The sequence below is a fragment of the Stenotrophomonas sp. WZN-1 genome (assembly GCF_002192255.1).
In the GTDB taxonomy this organism is placed as follows: Bacteria; Pseudomonadota; Gammaproteobacteria; order Xanthomonadales; family Xanthomonadaceae; genus Stenotrophomonas.
Genome location: NZ_CP021768.1, coordinates 2,798,724 through 2,817,145 on the forward strand (window position 1 = coordinate 2,798,724; position 18,422 = coordinate 2,817,145).

Here is an 18,422-nt window from a genome sequence, read left to right on the forward strand (position 1 = left end):
GCCGGATCAAGGCCGCGCGGCGGCCTTCAGCAGCTGGGCCGCCACCTGGTCGAACGGGGCGATGTCCTGCAGCGCGCGGCACATCGCCACCGCACCTTCCACGCTGGCGATCACCAGGCTGGCCAGTTCACCCGCCACCGCCGGGGCATGCCCTTCGGCGACGAACGCCGTGGCAAGGTGGCCCTGCCAGCGCGCGAACACCTCGGCAGCCGCCGCGCGGGCTTGGCTGGGCGTCGCCTCCACCGGTTCCTCCACGGCAGCGGCCAGCACCGGGCAGCCGGCGCGGAAACCGGTGCGCAGCAGGCGCTCGCGCCACAGCGCCAGGAACTGCTGCAGGCCCTGTACCGCCCCACCCTTCAGCAGCTCCACCAGCAGCGCTTCGACCTTGTCGCCAGCCATGTGGGTGGCGCGCGCCAGCAGCTCCTGCTTGCCGCCGGGAAAGTGATGGTAGGTGGAGCCCAGCGGCGCCTCGGCCAGCTTGGTCACCTCTCGGATGCTGGTGGCATTGAGGCCCACCCGCGCCAGCATCTGTGCCGCAGCATCCATCACGCGTTGAGGCGCATCAGAGGATCGCGGGCTCACGGCGGTCTCCTTGCCAGGACAGTCGTCATAGATTAGCGTAACTGGCGATTCTATAACAGTCGTCATAGCCATGAATCTCTGGTTCCGCCTGCTCCATCTGCTGCTATGCAGCCTGTTCCGGCCGAAGCTGGAGGCCCCGTTCGGGGTCTCGCGGCTGCAGTTCCGGGTGCTGCCCAATGATCTGGACAGCAACCTGCACATGACCAACGGCCGCTACTGGAACATCTTCGACCTGGGCCGGCTGGACCTGATCCTGCGCATGGGCCTGGGCCGGGTGGCGCTGCGCGAGAAGTGGGCACCGATCGTCGGTGCCGGCACCATCCAGTTCCGCCGCGAGCTGAAGCCGTTCCAGCGCTTCACCTTGGAGACGCGGCTGGTTGGCTGGGTCGGCTCGCGCGGCATCATGGAGCAGCGCGTGCTGATCGGTGCCGAGCAGAAGATTGCCACGCGCGCGCTGCTGGTCACCGGCATCTACGACCGTCGCGCGCGGCAGTTCCTGGGCATGCCGAAGATGATGGAAGCAATCGGCGTGGTCGCCCCGCCGTCGCCGCCGCTCAGTGCGGCCGCCGAAGCGCTGCTGGCCGCCGATGCGGCGTTGAAGCAGGACGATGCCTGAGCCTCAGGGAGCCGCCACCGGCATCGTGGGCTGTTCGCGCGATACGACCTGGGTACGCCCTCCCACGTGCAGCACGTACTCGAAGGACTGCCGCATGCGGCTGTACGCGCCACCATCCGGTACACCGTAGTTGGCGCCCACGCTGAGGGTATGCCGTCCCGGCGGCAACGGCTTGATCATCACCCAGTACCCATCGGCGGCAGCCAGCCGGGAGTGTTCGTCGTCGGCATCCATGCGGAAGCAGCCTTCGCTGCGGACCCGATGCCTGCGCATGTCGCCCAACGGCTGGCCGTCCAGCAGCACCACCGCACTGATCAGGTAATCGTTGTTGACCGCTGCCCCGGCCTGCAGCTCCTTGCAGGTCACACGCTCATCCACCTGGTAGTGCGCCATGTTGATGATCGGCAGCAACAGGTACTTGCCGGCCGGCACCACGCATTCGCGATGTGGCCGGAAACGGCCGTTGGTGCCGGCCAGGTTCCAGACCGGGCCTTCCTGGCCCAGATCACATACACGGCCATCCGGGTCGAGATAGGGCGCGCCACCCTGGCCATCGGCCCACCGCCACCACCGCGCGGTCCATTCGGCCAACGAAACGCCGCCCACCGGTTCACGCGTCAGCGGCGAAGGCGCCGCCGTGTCTGCACTGAACGCCGGCACGGCGGTCAACAACAATGCCATCGTTGCGCCGCCGCGGCGCAGCCAGCCCTGGATTCCCTTCCGCATCACCCGCTCCATCGTCCCTGGCGGCCACCCAGCGTGGCCGGCTTCCGCGCCACTGTACCGTGACGGACTAGACCTTCGGCATGTTCTTGGTCACGCAATGGATGCCGCCACCGCCGCCGGCAATCGCATCGATATCCACCTGTTCGATCACGCGGCCCGGATACATGCCTTCCAGCAGTTCACGGCAATAGCCATCGGCTGCATCGTCGCCGAACTGCGGCGCGACCACGGCCCCGTTGATCGGCAGGTAGTTGATGTAACCCATGGCCAGATCGTCGTTGTCGCGGGTATGCACGTTGTCGCGCCCGTCCAGGGGCGGCGGCAGGGTGTGCACCTGCAGGCGACGGCCATCGGCATCGGTGGCCCCGCGCAGGATCTGCAGGTGTTCGCGGGTCAGATCGTAGTCGTAGGACTTCGGATCGTTGTCCAGGTTGGCGATCACCACGCCCGGCCGCACGAAACGCGCATAGAAGTCCACGTGCGCATCGGTGATGTCCCTGCCGGCGATACCGGGCAGCCAGATCACCTTGCGCAGGCCGAGGTGGTGCTTCAGCTCGGCCTCGATATCAGCACGCGACCAGTCCGGATTGCGATTGTGGTTCACCCAGCAGCTTTCGGTAAGGATGGCGGTGCCGTGGCCATCGACTTCGATGCCGCCGCCCTCGCCCACCAGATCGCTTTCCAGCAGCGTGGCACCGGTCACCTGTGCCAGCCACGGTGCCACCGCGCCATCGTTGCGCGCGCTCTGCTTGCCGCCCCAGCCATTGAAGTTGAAGTCGACCAGGCCCAGCCCGCCCTGGCCATCGGTGACGAAGCACCCGCCGTAGTCGCGCACCCAGACGTCATCCAGTGGCACCTCGAGGAATTCGATGTTGTCGCGGCCGCAGCGGTCCTGCGCCTGCTTCAACTGCGCCGGGCGGCACAGCACGCTGACCGGCTGGTGGCGCGCGATGGTACGGGCCAGCCGCGCCACGGCGGTGTTCACCGCATCGGCCTGCGCACCCCACACCCGCGGCTGCGCCGCGAAGGCCAGGAACACGCGCTCCTGTGGGCCGTGCTCGTCCGGCATGCGCCAAGTCCCCGCACCTGGCCCTGCTGCGGATACGCGACCCGGCAGCCCGGCCAGGCCGAGCGCGGCCAGGCCGCCAAGGCCGGCGGCACCGGCCAGTTGGGTGAGAAAGTGACGACGGTTGGTCATGACAGGCTCCATGGCCGATGTGGGATGGGCGCTATGCTGCGCTTGCCCATCCATAAGAACAAACGATAGATTCAGCCATCAACTGAACAGATTTGCTTATCTGAAATGCTCAAGCACTGGCCACCGCTGAACGCCCTGCGGGGTTTCGAGGCTGCCGCCCGGCTCGGCAGCTTCCACCGTGCGGCCGAGGAACTGCACCTGACCCAGTCGGCCATCAGCCAGCAGATCCGGGGCCTGGAAGCCTCGCTGCAACAACCACTGTTCTTCCGGCAGGGCCGCAGCGTCACCCTTACCGACGCCGGCATCGACCTGCTGGAAACCACCCAGTCGCTGCTGCGGCAGCTGGCCAGTGGCATCCGCCGGCTCGATCAGTACCGCAAGCCGAATCAACTGATCGTCAACACCAGCCCAGCCTTTGCCCGGCATTGGCTGGTACCGCGCCTGACCAGCTTCCACCGCCTGCATCCCGACGCCGACCTGTGGTTGCTGACCAGCGAGGAGGCACCGGATATGACCACGCAGACGCTGGACGTGGCGGTACGCGATGACCTCGACTCACAGGCGCAGTGCCAGCATCGCGTGCTGCTGCAGGATCGCCTCTTTCCGGCCTGCCATCCCAAGCTGGTGGCGACGCCCGCGCACGAACGACTGACCCTGCATGGCGAGCGCGAAATGGACTGGAGCCAGTGGCAGGTGCAGGGCGGCGCCGATGTAGGCCAGCGCCGCGAGGGCATGAATTTCTCCGAACCCGGGCAGCTGCTGGATGCCGCGTGCCAGGGGCTGGGCATCGCGCTGGTCAGCGAACTGCTGAGCGCGCGTGCGTGCGATCAAGGCCTGCTGCAAGCGCTGGATGAGGCACGTGTGCGGGGCCCGCGCTGGAGCTGGCTGGTGCATGAGGACAGCGCGGCAGATCCACTGGTGATCAGTTTCTGCGAGTGGCTGTTGGCGAGCCTGCCCGCCGGACCTACTTCTGCTGCAGCGCGCGCTTGACCGCCGCCTCGGCCAGTGGCGCCATCACCGCATAGCCCTTCGCCGTGGGATGCACGCCGTCGTCGGCCAACTGCGGGTCGAGCCCGCCGGCAGCGTTGGCCATCGGCGTGTAGTAGTCCAGATAGACCAGCTGCTGCGCATCGGCATAGCGCTTCAATGCCGTGTTCAATGCACGCACCTTGGGCGCAGGTGCCGTGCCCGGCAGCCACGGGTAATCGCTGACCGGCAGCACCGATGCCAGCACCACACGGATGCCGTGTGCGCGGGCCAGGTCCACCATCGCGTGCAGGTTGTCTTCGATCATCGCCTGCGTGGACGGGCCGGTGTTGCCGGCGATGTCGTTGGTGCCGGCCAGGATCACCACCACCTGTGGCTTCAGTGCCAGCACGTCCTGCGGGAAACGCACCAGCATCTGCGCCGTCGTCTGGCCACTGATACCGCGGTTGAGCCAGCCCTTGCCCGGGAAGAAACCGGCACTGCCTTCCCTGCCCCAGCCTTCGGTGATCGAGTCGCCGAAGAAGACCACGCGTGGCTGACCCGGCACCGCCGCAGGCAGTCGCGCGTTGGCGTCACGATAGCGTTGCAGCTCCGGCCAATCGGCCAGGCGCTGCTGCATGAAACGCACCTCGTCCGGGCGCAGCTGGTCGATGGGCGTCTGCAGCAGCGGATTGACTGCGACGGCTTCGGCGGCGCCCAGCGGAGAAGCCATCGCGAGGCCCAGCGTCACGACGGTGGCAGTGGCAAGCTCAACAGGTCCACGCATGCGGATACTCCTGAAATCATCTTCCGCAGTCTAACGCCATGCACTGTGCTCAGCGCACAGCTGTACGCGCCGCCACACCCGTGACTTTCGCAGGCATCCACATGCCTGGCGTCCAACCACTGGCGGCGAGAATCGCCTTGGGATTGTCCTGCTGGATCAGCGCTCGTACCGCGTCACGCTTGTCCCTGGCCTGCAGGTAATAGGCCTTGGCGATGCGGTAGCCCACCCAGTACCCCAGGTCGTAAGGTTCCTGCGAGCCCGGCTTGTAGTTGTACAGCCACGGCGACAGATCGGTGCTGTCCACATCCAGCGCGAAGGCACTTTCGATATGCACCTCCCGGCCACGGGTCCAGGCGGCATGGCGACCGTTGCCGACGTTGCCGGAAATCAGTTCAGCGATGAACTCGGCGATGCCTTCGCCCAGCGAAACACGCAGCACCGTCGCCTGCGGGTCGCCCGGCTCGAAATCGGTCAGGCCGGTCTGCTGGATGTGCACGTACTCGTGCGAGATCACATGCACGAAGCGGTCCTGCACATTGGGATTCATGAAATCGGCTGCGCACAGCGCTTCCAGGCCGATGATCACGCCGCTCTTGGAGGTCAGCCCGACCGGCCGGCCACGGCCGACCGCGATGGTCACCGGCGGAAACGCGGCCTGCGGGTAGATCGCCTGCAGATTGGCGAACACCTGTACCAGGCGCTGCTTCACCGCCGGCAGCTCCGCAAGGCAAGCGCGGCCCTGCGCATACACCTCGGGCTGGCTGGCAATGGCCTGGGCAATACGCTCGGGCGTGACCCGGCGCGCCTTCGCCAGTTCACCCAGGCCCGTACTGCCTTCGGCCAGGTAACCGGCCAGCTGGGCGACGCTGGGCTTGCCGCCGGTGCTGTCGTAGAGCGCGTAGAAGCGGCTGGCATCGGTGGTGAGGATCTGCGGCCCGGGCGGGGTACCCGCCTGTGCCACGCCGACCGCCCCGGCACAGGCCAGGGCAAGCAGGCAACGCAGGAAACTGGACATCGCTCCGTCCTTGGTGGAGTGCATGCGAAGCGCGCAATCTACCACTCCGCCGCGGCCACCGCAGCGGGCACATGCAGGCCCTTCGGAGCTGTGCCAGACTCACTCAGGCACCGGCCATGGATGATGGAGCACCGCACGATGATGATCGTTCCCGCGTACTGGGCCGAAGCCCGCCTGCAGGCCCGTTTCCGTGGCCGGCCGGTGGTCGTGCGCCGCTTCGGCTGGTCCGACGAGGGACCTGTCCAAGCCCAGGCCCACGCCGACGCACGTGCCCATGAAGCTCTCAACGCCATCATCGCCGGGCAGGTGCTGCCGCGTCGCGAAGTGCGCAGCAACTACGGTGTGGAGGGTGTGCCGATCCGCGAGCAGATCGTACGGCGCGACGGCGATGTCATCATCACCCGCAACAGCTATGGCGCGCTGTGCCTCAACAGCCCCGACGTGCTGTTCGCCGACATCGACCATGCACAGCTGCCGGCCGGATGCGTGATACCGGCCATCGTCGCTGCGGTCGTGCTGCTTGCCGGCGCCGTCATCGGCACCCTGCTCTGGCATTGGCTGGTGGGCCTGGTACTGGGCGTGGCAGCAGTGCTGCTGGTCAACGCGGCACTGCTGAAGCGGCGGAAGCAGCGCCTGGCCGCTGCCGGCGGTGCTGAAGGGCTTGCACTGAAGCGCGTGGACGCCTTCAGCGAACAGCATCCCGATTGGCACCTGCGCGTCTACCGCACACCGGCGGGGCTGCGGGTGCTGGCGATGCATGCCACGTTCTCACCTGAGGACGAGCAGCTGCAGGCATTCTTCAAGGCACTGGGCACCGACACCCTGTACGCGCGCATGTGTCGGCTGCAGCATTGCTTCCGTGCGCGACTGACACCGAAGCCGTGGCGCGTCGGTCTGCGTTATCGCATCAGGCCACCGGTGGCCGCGTGGTCAGCCGAACAGGCCAACAATCCCGATCGACTGGCCTGGATTGCCGAGTACGAAAAAAAGAGTGCCGGCTTCGCGGCCTGCGCCTATCTGCGCAGCTTCGGCGACACTTCCCGGGTGCATGCCAAGGCGGAGCATGTGCGCGAACTGCACGATCGCCTGTCGCACGCGCAGGACCGTCTACCGCTGGCGTGAGGGTGGGTGCTCAGTCAGCGCCCTGCACGAACGGCTGCCCTGCCAAGGTAGTGCCCAGCCGCACCGCGATCTGCTGCCCGCCCTTCTCGAAGGTCGTTGCGCACTGCTTTCCGCCCTTCTGGCATCCAACTTCCGGAAAGCCCTCAAGTGACTCGGGAGCGCCCTGTGCCGGACTCGCCAACCATCCTGCCGCGTCCAGCAGGCGCTTGGCCTTGGCATAGGGCATGCCGGCGACGATGCCCAATTGCGTCAGCTCAGCAGGAAACGACTGAGCATATGCCGTTGAAACCAGGGCCAACGACAACGTTGCAGCAAGGAGAATGGCTTTCATTGCACCGACCTGGAACGAGCGATCAGGTTCAGCCTAGACCATTTGTGTGGCATGCGAATGTGCCGGTAACACGTCGTTACTGAGTCTCCACAGTTGATTGCAGAGCATCCACGGATGATCAATCTGCCGTTTCCTTGCGCAGGGTTCCACAACGCAGCGCCTCCAAGGCAAGGTCGCCGCGTAATCTGTTCTGAAACCAAGCGATCTTGAAGCGTTCGCGTGTGGGTTCTCCCGCAGGTAGCAGCCCCATCAATGCATCGCTCAACGCCGGACGCCACTCTTCCTGAGCACCTTCCAGAACCTGCTGATCGAAGTCCGCCGACGACAGGCGCTTCCAAGGCAGCATCATCGTGTGCTGGGAGGTGGACACCAAGACGGTATCAGGGTGGCCCAGCCGGGATACGACCACGGTCATGAAGGGATAGTCATCGGTCCGGAGACCGTTGAAGTGTTCTGCAACGCGCTCCTGCAAGCCCCGCCCGGCCAGAGCTTGTCGTGCCCAGGCCTGCTGCTTGGCAAACGAACATCTGGCCGGCGGCATGCTGCGCAGCTCCGGATCCAGCTTCAGTATCGCGGGCCGGTCCAGCTGCGAAGTGATCAGATCCACGGTAGCGTCCCTGGTCAACGGTGCTGCCCGCAGCGCGGCCTCGAACGCTGACAGCGCGCCGAACGGCAGAAGCTCCGGCAAACGCGGCTGGACGTCGGGCGCATCAACCACCTGTACACGGGTGGTCAAGCCATAGGCATCGCGCCGGATGACCCAGCGCTCAGATACAGAACCCCAACCAGACCAGTCGTACGTCACCTGCACGCTCATCCGGGACTGGACCGCCATTGCCACGGGAGAAACCAACAACGTGGCCAGTACCAACATCCATGCCTTCATGAGCCTTTCCTATCTCTGTCGAACAGCAGCCGAGCATGGCTCGGCTGCTACAGGATGCAGAAAGGCCGCCCGAAGGCGGCCTTGTGCAAAGCAGTCGAGCACGCTCGACGCTACTTGGCGTTCTTCACGTAGGTGTCGAACCAGTTCAGCATTTCCGACACCAGCTGCTCGTTCGATTCCAGCGCGGTGTACCAGTGCGGCTCATTCGGCAGCATCACCAGCCGGGTGGTACCACCATTGCCACGGATCGCCTGGTACAGCTTGCGCGACTGGAACGGCTCGGTGCCCGGGTTGGCGTCGTCCTCACCGTGGACCAGCAGCAGCGGCAGCTTGATCTTGTCGGCATAGAAGAACGGCGAGGCCTTCAGGTACACGTCCTGCGCCTGCCACACCGAGCGGCGCTCGTTCTGGAAGCCGAACGGCGTAAAGGTCTTGTTGTACGAACCACTGGTCGCCACACCGGCCTTGAACAGTTTCGTGTGCGCGATGAGGTTGGCGGTCATCAGGCCGCCGTGGCTGTGGCCGGTCACGCCGATGCGGTTGCGGTCAACCACGCCCATGTCCACGGCCTTGTCCACCGCCGCCTTGGCGTCGGCTTCCAGCTGCTCCAGGTAGGTGTCATAGGCATTCTTCGGGTTGCCCACGATCGGGAACGAGGCGTTGTCGATGATCGCGTAGCCGGCCAGCAGCATCAGGCGGTACGGCTGCAGGCGGGTGAAGGTCTGCTGCGAACCGGACACCTGCCCCGCCTGCGCGGCGTTGGCGAAGTCGGCCGGGTAGGCGTACAGGATCGCCGGCACGCGCTGGCCTTCCTTGTAGCCCGGCGGCGTGTACAGGGTGAACGACAGGTCCACGCCGTCGGCACGCTTGTAGGTCACCAGCTGCTTCTTGATCTGGCGCACTTCCGGGGTCGGGTCGACCAGTTTGGTCAGCGCGGTCGTGGTCGACGCGAACTGCGCCTCGCCGGCCTTCGCATCGGCCACTGCCTCACCCTGCTGGCGGATGAAGGCGTTCGGCGGATCGATCACCGACTGGTGCCAGGTCAGGTAGCGGCCCGGCGTGTTGCTGAAACCGAGGAACTGCTCGTAGGCATCGGCGCTGCTGCGGAACAGGCGCTCGCTCTTCAGCGTACCCAGATCCAGGCGGTCCAGGAACGGACGATCGCCCTGCGGCGAGGCACCACGGCCGCTGAGGAACACGTGGTTGCCGTCCTGGCGCACAACCTGCGCGCCATTCGGCAGGCGGGTGAAGACCAGGTTGCCGGGGTTGCCGTACAGCTCATCGCTGGACATGTCCCATAGCAGGCGGCCTTCCTTCTTCGGCTGGTCCACATCGACGATGCGGGTCTGCATCCAGTGGCGGTTCTCGTCGTTCTCGTACTGGAAGGCCACGGCCGGATCGGCGGTCCACGCAAAGCCTTCAAAGCGCTGCGCAGTGCGGGTGATTTCGGTCGGCTTGCCGTTGAACGGAGCCTTCAGCATCAGCACGCGATCGCGATGCGGCACGTTAACCTTCCAGTCGCCCTTGTCCAGCGCTTCGGCGAAGACCAGGGTGGCCGGATCGGTGGCACGCCAGTCGAAACCGCGCGGGCCTTCCGGCACGCCGTGCACCGGCACGCGGTCGGCCAGCGGCAGGCTGGCGATCGGCGTGCTGCGGCCTTTGCTGATATCCAGCACTGCCACATCATTGGCGAAGCGCTGGTAGGTCACGGCATGCGAGTACGGTGCCTTGATCGACTCGGTCAGCACATGCACGCCATCGGGCGCGGCGCTGACCTCGTTGAACAGCGCCGGCTGCCCGACCGGGCGCACGCTGCCCGCGGCAGTGTCGACCACGGCCAGCTGCGAGGCGCCGTAGTAAGCAAACAGCTTTTCGTCATGCACGCTGGTCAGCGTGTCGCGGGCCTCGTAGGTACTGCTTTCGCCGCTGCTGCCCAGCGACTCCTGCGCGTCCGGACCGGTCGGCACACCACCATTGGAGGGCGCCGGGCCCTGGTTGGCCGGCACCAGCTTCACCAGCAGGTTCTGGCTGCCGCCCAGCCACTGCACGGTGTAGCCGAAGATCGGATTCAGCTGCACGTTCGGCACCTGCTTCACCTGGCCGGTGGCCGCATCTCCGACCCACAGCTGCACGCTGGTATCGACCGCATTCTGGAAGGCGAAGTGGCTGCCATCGGCCGACCACAGCGCGCCGGTGGCGCAGCCCTGCGGCAGGTTGACCTTGGTCTCCTTGCCGCTGCCGATATCAACCAGGGTGAAGTCGGCCACGCAGGCCGGAATGCCGTAGCCGCCGGGCGTGTCATGGCGACTGCGGTTTTTCGGTTCCAGGCGCACGCCGGCCAGCTTCAGGTACGGCTGGGCCACGCGGCTGATCGAAGGGTAGGTCTGCGCAGTGGTCAGCAGCAGGCGCTGGCCGCCCGGGGCCACGTTCGGTGCCGGCGGCGGCGGTGCCTTCAGCACCTTGAGCAGGTGTTCCGGCGGCTTCGCGTAGTCAGCAAGCGCCGGGCCAGCGGCCAGCAGGCCGACGGTGGCAACGGCAACAGCCGCCGCCAGAGAGGTTCGACGGATCAGCATCCTTATCCCCTGGGTGTGAATGGGTACCCGGAATCGGGCATGGACCCGAATCTAGCACCGCAGGGGTTGGGGTGAATGGGCCGGAAGGGCTAGTGGCCGGATGGGGCAAAGTGGGACACGCCCGGAGAGGCCGGCGATAGGCCGGCATCTGCCAGGCGAAGTCTGTCATCACTGCTGGGCGTGCAGGTCCCAGGCGGTCAGGTAATCGGGGTCGACCACGATCATGCCGCTGTTGCGCATGCGGTACTCGCCGGGCTCGGCTCGCTGGTACTGGTCAAGCATGGGCGGCAGGTATCGCTCATGGCCATCGTCTTCGTCGGCCAGCACCACGCCTTCGTCGGCACTGATGCGCAGCACGGTGCCCGCGTACTGCTCCAGACCCTGCACCTGGCCGTCGCCACCATAGCGGGTGACACCCACCAGCACGACCTTGCCGATCATTTCCTCGGCCTTCGCATCGTCCAGTGGGGGCAGCATGGGATTGAATTCGTCGTTCATCGGAGCACCTCCAAAGCCTGTGGGGATAGCGTGGGTTCGGCGGCCCCACGTTGCCAGCGTCGACGGCAACGCAGGGATCTCTCTTGGGGCGCAAGTACCTGGATCGCAGGACCAACCGGGCAACGCCGGGGCGCGATGGGCGAACGGTGTCTGGAACTGTGGGGGACGGCCATCTGCGCCGATGGCTGACCGTGTCAGGTCAAGGTCAACACCACGCGTTGCGTTGCATACACGGTGAAGCATGACAGCTGCACTGTAGCGGCATGAGGGCCTCCTGTTGAAGGTCACACGCGGGTGTACTGCTCCGTTGGAACGAATGCTGCCACTCTGAGCGGAAGGAACAAGTGAAGATTGCAGGCGACCTGTAACAGGTGGTTCGCGCAGTAGCCGTTCATTAAGCTGGCGCCCCGCTCTACTGCGGCACGCCTGCCCCGGACGCCACGCTAGAATGCGTCCATGCGCACCGTACATGCCCTCCGCTACATCACCCCTTTACGGGAAGGTGGCTCCCTGCCGGCCGTGATCGAGACCGACGACGACGGCATGGCCGTGCTGAAGTTCCGTGGCGCCGGCCAGGGCCCGAAGGCGCTGATCGCCGAGCTGATCGCCGGCGAGATGGCGCGCACGCTGGGCCTGCCGATTCCGGAGATCCTGTTCGTCGAACTGGACCGCGAGTTCGCCCGCACCGAGCCCGACCCGGAGATCCAGGAGCTGATCCGCGCCAGCGAAGGCCTGAACCTGGGCCTGGACTACCTGCCCGGCGCGATCAACTACGATCCGGCGGCGATGCCGGTGGATGCAGACCTGGCCTCGCGCATCGTCTGGTTCGATGCGTTCACCAGTAACGTCGATCGCACCACGCGCAATCCCAACCTGATGGTGTGGCATCGCAAGCTGTACCTGATCGATCACGGCGCGGCGATGTACTTCCATCACGACTGGGCCAACGCCGGCGATGCCTGCGAGAAGCCCTTCGTGCTGATCCGCGACCACGTGCTGCTGTCGTTCGCCAGCCGCATCGCCGAGGTGGATGCCGAGCTGGCCGCCCGCCTGACCGACGCCGAGATCGAGCGGATCGTCGGCCTGGTGCCGGACAGCTGGCTGGTCAACGAGCCGGCATTCGACAGCCCGCAGGCCTATCGCCAGGGCTACATCGACTATCTCAAGCACCGCCTGAAAGTGCGTGCGGTGTTCGTGCAGGAGGCCATCCGTGCCCACGCTGCACACGTATGACTACGCGGTCATCCGCGTGGTACCGCGGGTGGAACGCGAGGAATTCATCAACGTCGGGGTGATCGTGTCCTGCCCCGGCGCACGCCATCTGGAAGCCGCCATCGAGATCGATCCGGCACGCCTGCACGCGTTCGCTCCGGCGCTGGACCAGGACGCCTTGCAGCCATGGCTGGATGCGATCGTGGCCATCTGCCGCGGCGATGCCAGCGCCGGGCCGATCGCGCAGCTGCCGGCACGTGCACGTTTCCACTTCCTTACCGCCAAGCGCAGTTCGGTTGTGCAGATGTCGAGCACGCATGTCGGCCGCACTGCCGATCCTGCGGGCGTGGTGGAACACCTGATGAAGAAGATGGTGCGGGTACCGGAATGACAAGGCTACGCCCGCTGTATCGGCGCTAGGGACTCTGCCGCAACACCTCAACGGTTACATTGAATGCCTCGATGCGATGCCATTCGCTCCGCGCGTGCGGCAGCGATTCCACACCCATGCCGATCTGGTACCGCACCGCGTCCGGACCTTCGCGCCAGTAATAGGGTGCACCGTTGCTCCAACCGCAGCAGACGTAACGCAACGCAGGCAGGCCGAACGTTGCGTGCAGGAAGGCTTCTACCTTCGCTGCCCCGGCACCCGCAACCCGATAGTGGGCTTCCATCGGCTTGATGTAGGACGCATCGTCCTGGCTGCAGCCGGTGTATTCCAGTCCTTCGGGTTTCCGTCCCATTGCCTGCAGGAAGTCCTGGCAGACCGCGTCAGGTCGGGCCAGGCCGTCGGCACGGCCGTGCGCCTCCCACTCCGCCAGCGCCTGCGCTGGACCTTCGGCAGCCTGCAAACGGGTGGTGAACAGCAATGCGGGCAGTACCGTCAGCATGAAACGCGCGAGGCGTTCCGGCCATGGAGGCGACATGAGGGGGCGATCCTTCGCGGTTGATGGAAACCATGCTAACCGATGGTCGCGCTATCGCCGTGCCATGGTCTGTTCGTTGAACCACGCCACGCAGAAGTCGAGGAAGCTGCGCAGCTTGGGTGTCAGCTGGCGATCGCGTGGATACACCAGGTTGATCCAGGTCGACACCGGCACGTACGCCGGCAGCACTTCCACCAGGTCACCGCGCGCCAATGCGCTGGCCAGCATTTCGTGCGGTTGCAGGATCAGCCCCAGCCCTCCGATGGCGGCGGTCAGCAACGGCTCGGCCTGATTGACCAGGAAGCGGCTGGATACCGGCACGGTCAGCACGCTGCCATCGGTGTCGCGGAAACTCCAGCGCGTGCGGATGATCGAATGCGCGAATCCCAGGCACTCGTGTCGGCTGAGATCGGTCGGATGGGTAATGGCCGGACGTGAAGCGAGATAACCCGGAGACGCACACAGCGCCAGCGGATACGGCCCCAACCGTCGCGCCACCAACCCGCTGTCGGCCAGATCACCGGTGCGGAATACCAGATCAAAGCCGTCCTCAACGATATCCACCAGGCTGTTGGACAGGTTCAGATCGACCTGCACGTCCGGGTACTGCTGCAGGTAGGCCACCACCGCTGGCCCGAGCGCGTGCACGCCGAAGGTGACCGGTGCGCTGATGCGCAGGCGCCCCATCGGCCGCCCACGCGCCACTTGGGCCAGCTGCTCGGCCCCCTCCACTTCTTCCAGGATCACCCGCGCCCGCGCCAGGTAGGCCTGGCCGAAGTCGGTCAGGCTCTGCTTGCGCGTGGTGCGGTTGAGCAGGCGCACGCCCAGGTGGTGCTCCAGCGACTGCACGTGTTTGCCGACCAGCTGCGGCGACAGGTCCAGCGCGTCGGCAGCCGCGGCGAAGGAGCCGACCTCGGCCACTTTGACGAACGTACGCAGGGGAGCGATCAGGTCCATTGCAAACAATTATTTTTCAATGAAACACCAGATTACCCCTTATTCTGGGTGCAGGCCACGCGCACAGTAGCCCTCACCTTTCTGCCAGCCCCAGCGCCGGCCTTGCCCAGGAGCCCCCATGAGCCAGATTGTCCGCATCCACGAATACGGCAATGCCGATGTACTGCGCATCGACGACATCGACGTCCCCGCCGCCGCCGACGACGAAGTCCAGATCCGGGTCAAGGCGATCGGCCTGAACCGCGCCGAGGTGATGTTCCGCAACGGTGCCTACCTGCAGGAAGCGCAGTTCCCCAGCCGGCTGGGCTATGAAGCGGCAGGCATTGTCGAAGCGGTCGGCAGTGCGGTGAACGGGTTCGCCGTTGGCGATGCGGTCAGTGTGGTGCCGCCACTGGATATCGCGCGCTGGGGCACCTACGGCGAGCTGGCCAACGTGCCGGCACGACTGGTGGTCAAGCACCCGCAGGCGCTGGGCTTCGAAACGGCGGCTGCGGTGTGGATGCAGTACGTCACCGCCTGGGGCGCACTGCTGGAGCAGGCGCACCTGACCGCCGGGGATTTCGTCATCATCACCGCTGCCAGCAGCAGCGTCGGCCTGGCCGCGATCCAGATCGCCAACGCGGTAGGTGCCACGCCGATCGCGGTAACGCGTGGCCCGGGCAAGCGCCAGGCGTTGCTCGATGCCGGCGCCACCCATGTCATCGCCACCGAGGAGCAGGACCTGGCAACCGAAGTGGCGCGCATCACCGGCGGTGCCGGTGCCCGCGTGGTGTTCGACCCGATCGGTGGCCCGCAGTTCGTGCCGCTGACCGAGGCGATGGCGCGTGGCGGCATCCTGCTGGAGTACGGCGCGCTGAGCAGCGAACCCACGCCGTTCCCGTTGTTCAACGTGCTGGGCAAGTCGCTGACGCTGAAGGGCTACCTGTATTCGGAAATCGTCTCCGACGATGCCGCGCTGGCACGTGCCAAGGCGTTCATCGTCGATGGCCTGGACAAGGGCACGCTGGCACCGAAGATCGCCAGGGTGTTCCCGTTCGCGCAGATCCAGGACGCACACCGTTACCTGGAATCGAACGAGCAGATCGGCAAGGTGGTGGTGACGCTGTAATCCCCTGGCGGCAGCGACAGGCCCACAACGGGCGCGTCGCTGCCACAGGCTCAGGCCATTGAAGGCCCGCGGCTCTCATGCTGGCGGCTGTCGACGGCGAGCTGGTGCTCGCGCTGCCGGTTATCGGTGGACAGATCGTTCACCGTGTCCTCCATCGAGCGCGCGGGCTGCGCCGTATCCACGCTGGCGCGCTCACCTGGAATCAACCCGGCGACCCACAGGCGATCTCCGGCCATCATCACCCGGTCGACGCGCCCGGCATCGTCGATGCCATTGCGCTTGGATTCCAGTACCGCCTGCATCACGTGCTCGTCGCCGATGCTGCCAGGCGCGCCCTGGCGGATGCGCTCGAACAGCGCGGCGTCCCTGGGTGACAGCGATTCCACGCCATTGGGCTGCGGTGCGGGCTCCGGCGTGGCCGGACCAGCGACCGGTGGATTGGCCACCGCCTGCTGCCGCGCCTGCACCTGCTCCGGCTGGAACTCCGCCCGCGTATAGGGCGGACGCTGCGGCGGCCAGTTCTCCGCGCGGTCGAACTCGGTGGTCGGCGCATGCTCGCGTGCGACGGCGGCATCGTTCAACTGCCGGCGCGCATCCGCGTCGATGATGCCGCCCGGGCGCAACGGCAGGCCGTAGTCCTGCTGGAAGGTGCGCATGGCCGCCTGCATGCCGGCATCAAACGTGCGCGCCTCGCGCTCGGCACGTGGGTTCGGTTCGGTCAGGTACCCCAATGCCTCCAGCTGGCGGCGCATCTCGAACACCGGCTCGCCCTTCTCACCGGGGCCCAGGTTGCCATCGGCCAGCGGGCCGGTCAGGTCGGTCACCGTACGGCGCTTGAAGTCCGGATCGATCGCCAGCGTGTCGCTGCGCATGCGCTCCAGCAGCGCATCGTCGATGCGGCCATTGGCGGGACTGATGCCCCGCTCGGTCTGGAAGCGACGCACGGCCTGCTCGGTGGAGACGCCAAAATCACCGTCGGGCTTGATCGCGGCATTGGCGTTGTTGCGGATGCCCAACCGCTGCAGGTACTGCTGCGCCTCCAGCACCTGCTGGTTGGCATCACCCCGGTGCAGGTCCATCGCCCCGGCGGGCGCCTGGAGGGTTGGCACCGGCATCTGGAAGCCTGGCTGCTGCACACGCTGGACCAGGCCGGCCACCTGGGATTCCCATCCGGTGGCCAGCGTGGCGATGGCGTCCGGATAGGGACTGCCGTTGATCAGCTCACCGCCATTGACCGAGGCCCGCGCCTGCCGGTAGTCGGCATGGTTGGCGTTGACGTTGTCGGACAACCGCGCACCGAACATGCCATCGCGCATCCCCACCACCAGCACCTTGGTGGCGATTTCCGCCTGGGCTGCCCGTTCCGGATGCTCGACCAGCTCGCGGCCCATGCCCAGTGCCTCGCCCAGCCGCTCGTAGTTGTTGACGTGGGTAAGGTGGGCAAAGCCCCGGCCGAAATATTCCTCGCCGCCGAAGTAGCGCAGATCCACCGCCTGCTTCCTGCCCCAGTCTTCCTCGGGCGCGGCGAAATCACGCGATTCGTGCTGCGCCGTGGCCAGCACGTAGGCAATCTGCCGATGGTCGGTAATGCCGTTGTCGATGCAGGTGCGCACGATCATCTCGACCGACTGGTCCCGGGTCAGGCCGAAGCCCACCCCACCTTTTCCATAGCCTTCGCTCATCCTTCAGCTCTCCAGTTCCGGAACGCATCCGTTCGTCAGGGGACGGCCTACTTCAGCAGGTCCGATTCGGTAGGGGCTTCGCCCCTGCAGGTGTCATAGCGTCGCTGCAGCAGCGTGCGTGGCTCGGTTCCGCGCAGCTGGATGACCTTGTCCTCGCGCTCGCACGGGCTGACCTTCGCACGCAGCACGAACCGCCCATTGTCGATATGGTCGATGTCGCGCCCACCGATGGCCGCTTCCAATGCCTTGGCACGCACATAGCGGTTGCCCTTGGCGTCGAACAGGTAGAACGCATGCACCGGTACGTTGTAGACGCCGTTGTTGTCCTGCCACACCTGCAGGTCCGGCACGCCATCGCCATTGAAATCCGAAACGGTCAGCAGCACGGCGGCCTCCCCCTGCGCATCGGCACCAGCGCGGGTCAGGCGCGGCTGCACGCCCGTGACCGCCACGTTGCGCCCTCCACGGGTCACGCTCATGCTGCGCACCCGGCAGGTCGTCACGTTGTCGGTGCCGCTGCAATCGGCCACCTGGAACACCACCTGCAGTGCAGGCGTGATCCTGCCCGCGCCGGGCCGCAGGATGATCCTGCCCTGTTTGTCGGGCGCGGCATCGGCGGTATGCACAGCGGCCTGCGCGGGCGCCGGGGCCGCCTTGGCTTCCGCCACCAGCGCCGCCGCACCACCGCCCTGCAACTGACGGGCACGCAGCAGGGTCATGTGCGTGCGGCACTGCTGTGCATCCAGCTGGGCAACGGCCGTGCCACCTTCCGGGCAGCGGCTGTCGCGCTGGCGCAGCCATTGCCGCTGCAGGTCGCGCAGCACCTGCTGGTCACTGGCCGTCAGCGCGGAGCGCGCCGCGCTGTAGGCGGCGTTGAGCGCATCGTCGTGCACCTTGAATTCAGCGTCCGCACAACGACGCTGGGCGTCCAGCGCGTTACCCGCGGCCGCCATGCAGGGCGCATGGGCGGGGCTCAGATAGCGCGCATCGCCCGCGATCAGTTCGGCACCACTGGGCACTTTGCGTACGGCGGGCTGGGGTGACGCCTGCGCGCTTGCCCCCAGGCACGGGCCAAGCAGAAGCAGTCCGGCCAGCAACCGGGTGGCGCGCCCCGGCAGGCGTTCAGATTTCAGCATGCGTTTCCTTCCCTGGGGGCGTTGGCCGGCCCCGTCCTGTTCCGATGATGGATGCTGCCCGCTCGCCAGCGCAACTTCAGCGACAGCGATCACAGCCCCGC

General features: G+C 66.4%; 19 protein-coding genes. 6 read left to right on the top strand and 13 right to left on the bottom strand.

The features are described 5' to 3' along the window. Window positions 1-6: 6 nt before the first annotated feature. A complete protein-coding gene (locus CCR98_RS13280; RefSeq protein WP_087922996.1) occupies window positions 7-582 on the bottom strand; it encodes a TetR/AcrR family transcriptional regulator in 576 nt (191 codons plus the stop codon). A gap of 70 nt (window positions 583-652) precedes the next feature. Here CCR98_RS13280 and CCR98_RS13285 point away from each other — a divergent pair, with 70 nt between their 5' ends. Beyond that, window positions 653-1,198 carry a thioesterase family protein gene (locus CCR98_RS13285; RefSeq protein ID WP_012511531.1) on the top strand — a complete coding sequence of 182 codons (546 nt, stop codon included), beginning with the start codon at window positions 653-655 and terminating at the stop codon, window positions 1,196-1,198. Between the two features lie 3 nt (window positions 1,199-1,201). Here the strand turns inward: CCR98_RS13285 and CCR98_RS13290 are convergent, their stop codons facing one another. Further along, a complete protein-coding gene (locus CCR98_RS13290; RefSeq protein WP_232463031.1) occupies window positions 1,202-1,924 on the bottom strand; it encodes a hypothetical protein in 723 nt (240 codons plus the stop codon). 67 nt (window positions 1,925-1,991) lie between these two features. Then, window positions 1,992-3,122, bottom strand: a complete 1,131-nt coding sequence (locus CCR98_RS13295; RefSeq protein WP_087922997.1) for an agmatine deiminase family protein — start codon at window positions 3,120-3,122, stop codon at window positions 1,992-1,994. Window positions 3,123-3,227: 105 nt separating this feature from the next. Between CCR98_RS13295 and CCR98_RS13300 the strand changes: the two genes are divergently transcribed. Beyond that, the gene (locus CCR98_RS13300; protein ID WP_087922998.1) at window positions 3,228-4,112 is read left to right on the top strand and encodes a LysR family transcriptional regulator; all 885 of its coding nucleotides are present in this window, start codon (window positions 3,228-3,230) and stop codon (window positions 4,110-4,112) included. On the opposite strand, the gene CCR98_RS13305 is transcribed toward CCR98_RS13300, so the two are convergent. Next, window positions 4,087-4,875 (bottom strand): SGNH/GDSL hydrolase family protein, encoded by a 789-nt coding sequence (locus CCR98_RS13305; RefSeq protein WP_087922999.1) that lies wholly within the window; start codon window positions 4,873-4,875, stop codon window positions 4,087-4,089. The genes CCR98_RS13300 and CCR98_RS13305 overlap by 26 nt on opposite strands. A gap of 49 nt (window positions 4,876-4,924) precedes the next feature. Continuing rightward, window positions 4,925-5,890, bottom strand: a complete 966-nt coding sequence (locus CCR98_RS13310; protein WP_087923000.1) for a DUF2268 domain-containing putative Zn-dependent protease — start codon at window positions 5,888-5,890, stop codon at window positions 4,925-4,927. A gap of 138 nt (window positions 5,891-6,028) precedes the next feature. On the opposite strand from CCR98_RS13310, the gene CCR98_RS13315 reads away from it, so the two are divergent. Beyond that, window positions 6,029-7,012 (top strand): hypothetical protein, encoded by a 984-nt coding sequence (locus CCR98_RS13315; protein ID WP_087924198.1) that lies wholly within the window; start codon window positions 6,029-6,031, stop codon window positions 7,010-7,012. A gap of 10 nt (window positions 7,013-7,022) precedes the next feature. On the opposite strand, the gene CCR98_RS13320 is transcribed toward CCR98_RS13315, so the two are convergent. The 4 genes from CCR98_RS13320 to CCR98_RS13335 form a co-directional block, all read right to left on the bottom strand. Beyond that, window positions 7,023-7,343: a hypothetical protein gene (locus CCR98_RS13320; protein WP_087923001.1), complete on the bottom strand. Its 321-nt coding sequence runs from the start codon at window positions 7,341-7,343 to the stop codon at window positions 7,023-7,025. A 118-nt stretch (window positions 7,344-7,461) separates the two neighbouring features. Next, window positions 7,462-8,229 carry a hypothetical protein gene (locus CCR98_RS13325; RefSeq protein ID WP_087923002.1) on the bottom strand — a complete coding sequence of 256 codons (768 nt, stop codon included), beginning with the start codon at window positions 8,227-8,229 and terminating at the stop codon, window positions 7,462-7,464. A gap of 110 nt (window positions 8,230-8,339) precedes the next feature. Next, the gene (locus CCR98_RS13330) at window positions 8,340-10,802 is read right to left on the bottom strand and encodes a prolyl oligopeptidase family serine peptidase (protein WP_087923003.1); all 2,463 of its coding nucleotides are present in this window, start codon (window positions 10,800-10,802) and stop codon (window positions 8,340-8,342) included. 168 nt (window positions 10,803-10,970) lie between these two features. Further along, window positions 10,971-11,300, bottom strand: a complete 330-nt coding sequence (locus tag CCR98_RS13335; RefSeq protein WP_049443219.1) for a hypothetical protein — start codon at window positions 11,298-11,300, stop codon at window positions 10,971-10,973. 456 nt (window positions 11,301-11,756) lie between these two features. Here CCR98_RS13335 and CCR98_RS13340 point away from each other — a divergent pair, with 456 nt between their 5' ends. Both CCR98_RS13340 and CCR98_RS13345 read left to right on the top strand, forming a co-directional pair. Beyond that, window positions 11,757-12,533: a HipA family kinase gene (locus CCR98_RS13340; RefSeq protein ID WP_087923004.1), complete on the top strand. Its 777-nt coding sequence runs from the start codon at window positions 11,757-11,759 to the stop codon at window positions 12,531-12,533. Beyond that, window positions 12,511-12,903, top strand: coding sequence for a DUF3037 domain-containing protein (locus tag CCR98_RS13345; protein ID WP_087923005.1), 393 nt, complete (start codon window positions 12,511-12,513; stop codon window positions 12,901-12,903). Before CCR98_RS13340 ends, CCR98_RS13345 begins: the two co-directional genes overlap by 23 nt. Before the next feature lie 25 nt (window positions 12,904-12,928). On the opposite strand, the gene CCR98_RS13350 is transcribed toward CCR98_RS13345, so the two are convergent. Both CCR98_RS13350 and CCR98_RS13355 read right to left on the bottom strand, forming a co-directional pair. Continuing rightward, a complete protein-coding gene (locus CCR98_RS13350) occupies window positions 12,929-13,438 on the bottom strand; it encodes a DUF4952 domain-containing protein (RefSeq protein ID WP_087923006.1) in 510 nt (169 codons plus the stop codon). 51 nt (window positions 13,439-13,489) lie between these two features. Beyond that, window positions 13,490-14,395: a LysR substrate-binding domain-containing protein gene (locus CCR98_RS13355; protein ID WP_087923007.1), complete on the bottom strand. Its 906-nt coding sequence runs from the start codon at window positions 14,393-14,395 to the stop codon at window positions 13,490-13,492. 118 nt (window positions 14,396-14,513) lie between these two features. Between CCR98_RS13355 and CCR98_RS13360 the strand changes: the two genes are divergently transcribed. Next, a complete protein-coding gene (locus CCR98_RS13360) occupies window positions 14,514-15,503 on the top strand; it encodes a zinc-dependent alcohol dehydrogenase family protein (protein ID WP_087923008.1) in 990 nt (329 codons plus the stop codon). A gap of 50 nt (window positions 15,504-15,553) precedes the next feature. Here CCR98_RS13360 and CCR98_RS13365 read toward each other — a convergent pair whose 3' ends face one another. Together CCR98_RS13365 and CCR98_RS13370 are read right to left on the bottom strand one after the other, a co-directional pair. Further along, a complete protein-coding gene (locus tag CCR98_RS13365) occupies window positions 15,554-17,185 on the bottom strand; it encodes a peptidoglycan-binding protein (protein WP_087923009.1) in 1,632 nt (543 codons plus the stop codon). 47 nt (window positions 17,186-17,232) lie between these two features. After that, entirely contained in the window at window positions 17,233-18,321 is a 1,089-nt protein-coding gene (locus tag CCR98_RS13370; protein ID WP_087923010.1) for a lysozyme inhibitor LprI family protein, read from the bottom strand. Window positions 18,322-18,422: the final 101 nt, after the last annotated feature.

What these genes read in the sequence shown, in the direction of transcription:
- CCR98_RS13285 (WP_012511531.1), top strand. Translation starts at nt 653, where the DNA reads ATGAATCTCTGGTTCCGCCTGCTCCATCTGCTGCTATGCAGCCTGTTC.
- CCR98_RS13290 (WP_232463031.1), bottom strand. Translation starts at nt 1,924, where the DNA reads ATGCGGAAGGGAATCCAGGGCTGGCTGCGCCGCGGCGGCGCAACGATG.
- CCR98_RS13295 (WP_087922997.1), bottom strand. Translation starts at nt 3,122, where the DNA reads ATGACCAACCGTCGTCACTTTCTCACCCAACTGGCCGGTGCCGCCGGC.
- CCR98_RS13300 (WP_087922998.1), top strand. Translation starts at nt 3,228, where the DNA reads ATGCTCAAGCACTGGCCACCGCTGAACGCCCTGCGGGGTTTCGAGGCT.
- CCR98_RS13305 (WP_087922999.1), bottom strand. Translation starts at nt 4,875, where the DNA reads ATGCGTGGACCTGTTGAGCTTGCCACTGCCACCGTCGTGACGCTGGGC.
- CCR98_RS13310 (WP_087923000.1), bottom strand. Translation starts at nt 5,890, where the DNA reads ATGTCCAGTTTCCTGCGTTGCCTGCTTGCCCTGGCCTGTGCCGGGGCG.
- CCR98_RS13315 (WP_087924198.1), top strand. Translation starts at nt 6,029, where the DNA reads ATGATGATCGTTCCCGCGTACTGGGCCGAAGCCCGCCTGCAGGCCCGT.
- CCR98_RS13320 (WP_087923001.1), bottom strand. Translation starts at nt 7,343, where the DNA reads ATGAAAGCCATTCTCCTTGCTGCAACGTTGTCGTTGGCCCTGGTTTCA.
- CCR98_RS13325 (WP_087923002.1), bottom strand. Translation starts at nt 8,229, where the DNA reads ATGAAGGCATGGATGTTGGTACTGGCCACGTTGTTGGTTTCTCCCGTG.
- CCR98_RS13330 (WP_087923003.1), bottom strand. Translation starts at nt 10,802, where the DNA reads ATGCTGATCCGTCGAACCTCTCTGGCGGCGGCTGTTGCCGTTGCCACC.
- CCR98_RS13335 (WP_049443219.1), bottom strand. Translation starts at nt 11,300, where the DNA reads ATGAACGACGAATTCAATCCCATGCTGCCCCCACTGGACGATGCGAAG.
- CCR98_RS13340 (WP_087923004.1), top strand. Translation starts at nt 11,757, where the DNA reads ATGCGCACCGTACATGCCCTCCGCTACATCACCCCTTTACGGGAAGGT.
- CCR98_RS13350 (WP_087923006.1), bottom strand. Translation starts at nt 13,438, where the DNA reads ATGTCGCCTCCATGGCCGGAACGCCTCGCGCGTTTCATGCTGACGGTA.
- CCR98_RS13355 (WP_087923007.1), bottom strand. Translation starts at nt 14,395, where the DNA reads ATGGACCTGATCGCTCCCCTGCGTACGTTCGTCAAAGTGGCCGAGGTC.
- CCR98_RS13360 (WP_087923008.1), top strand. Translation starts at nt 14,514, where the DNA reads ATGAGCCAGATTGTCCGCATCCACGAATACGGCAATGCCGATGTACTG.
- CCR98_RS13365 (WP_087923009.1), bottom strand. Translation starts at nt 17,185, where the DNA reads ATGAGCGAAGGCTATGGAAAAGGTGGGGTGGGCTTCGGCCTGACCCGG.
- CCR98_RS13370 (WP_087923010.1), bottom strand. Translation starts at nt 18,321, where the DNA reads ATGCTGAAATCTGAACGCCTGCCGGGGCGCGCCACCCGGTTGCTGGCC.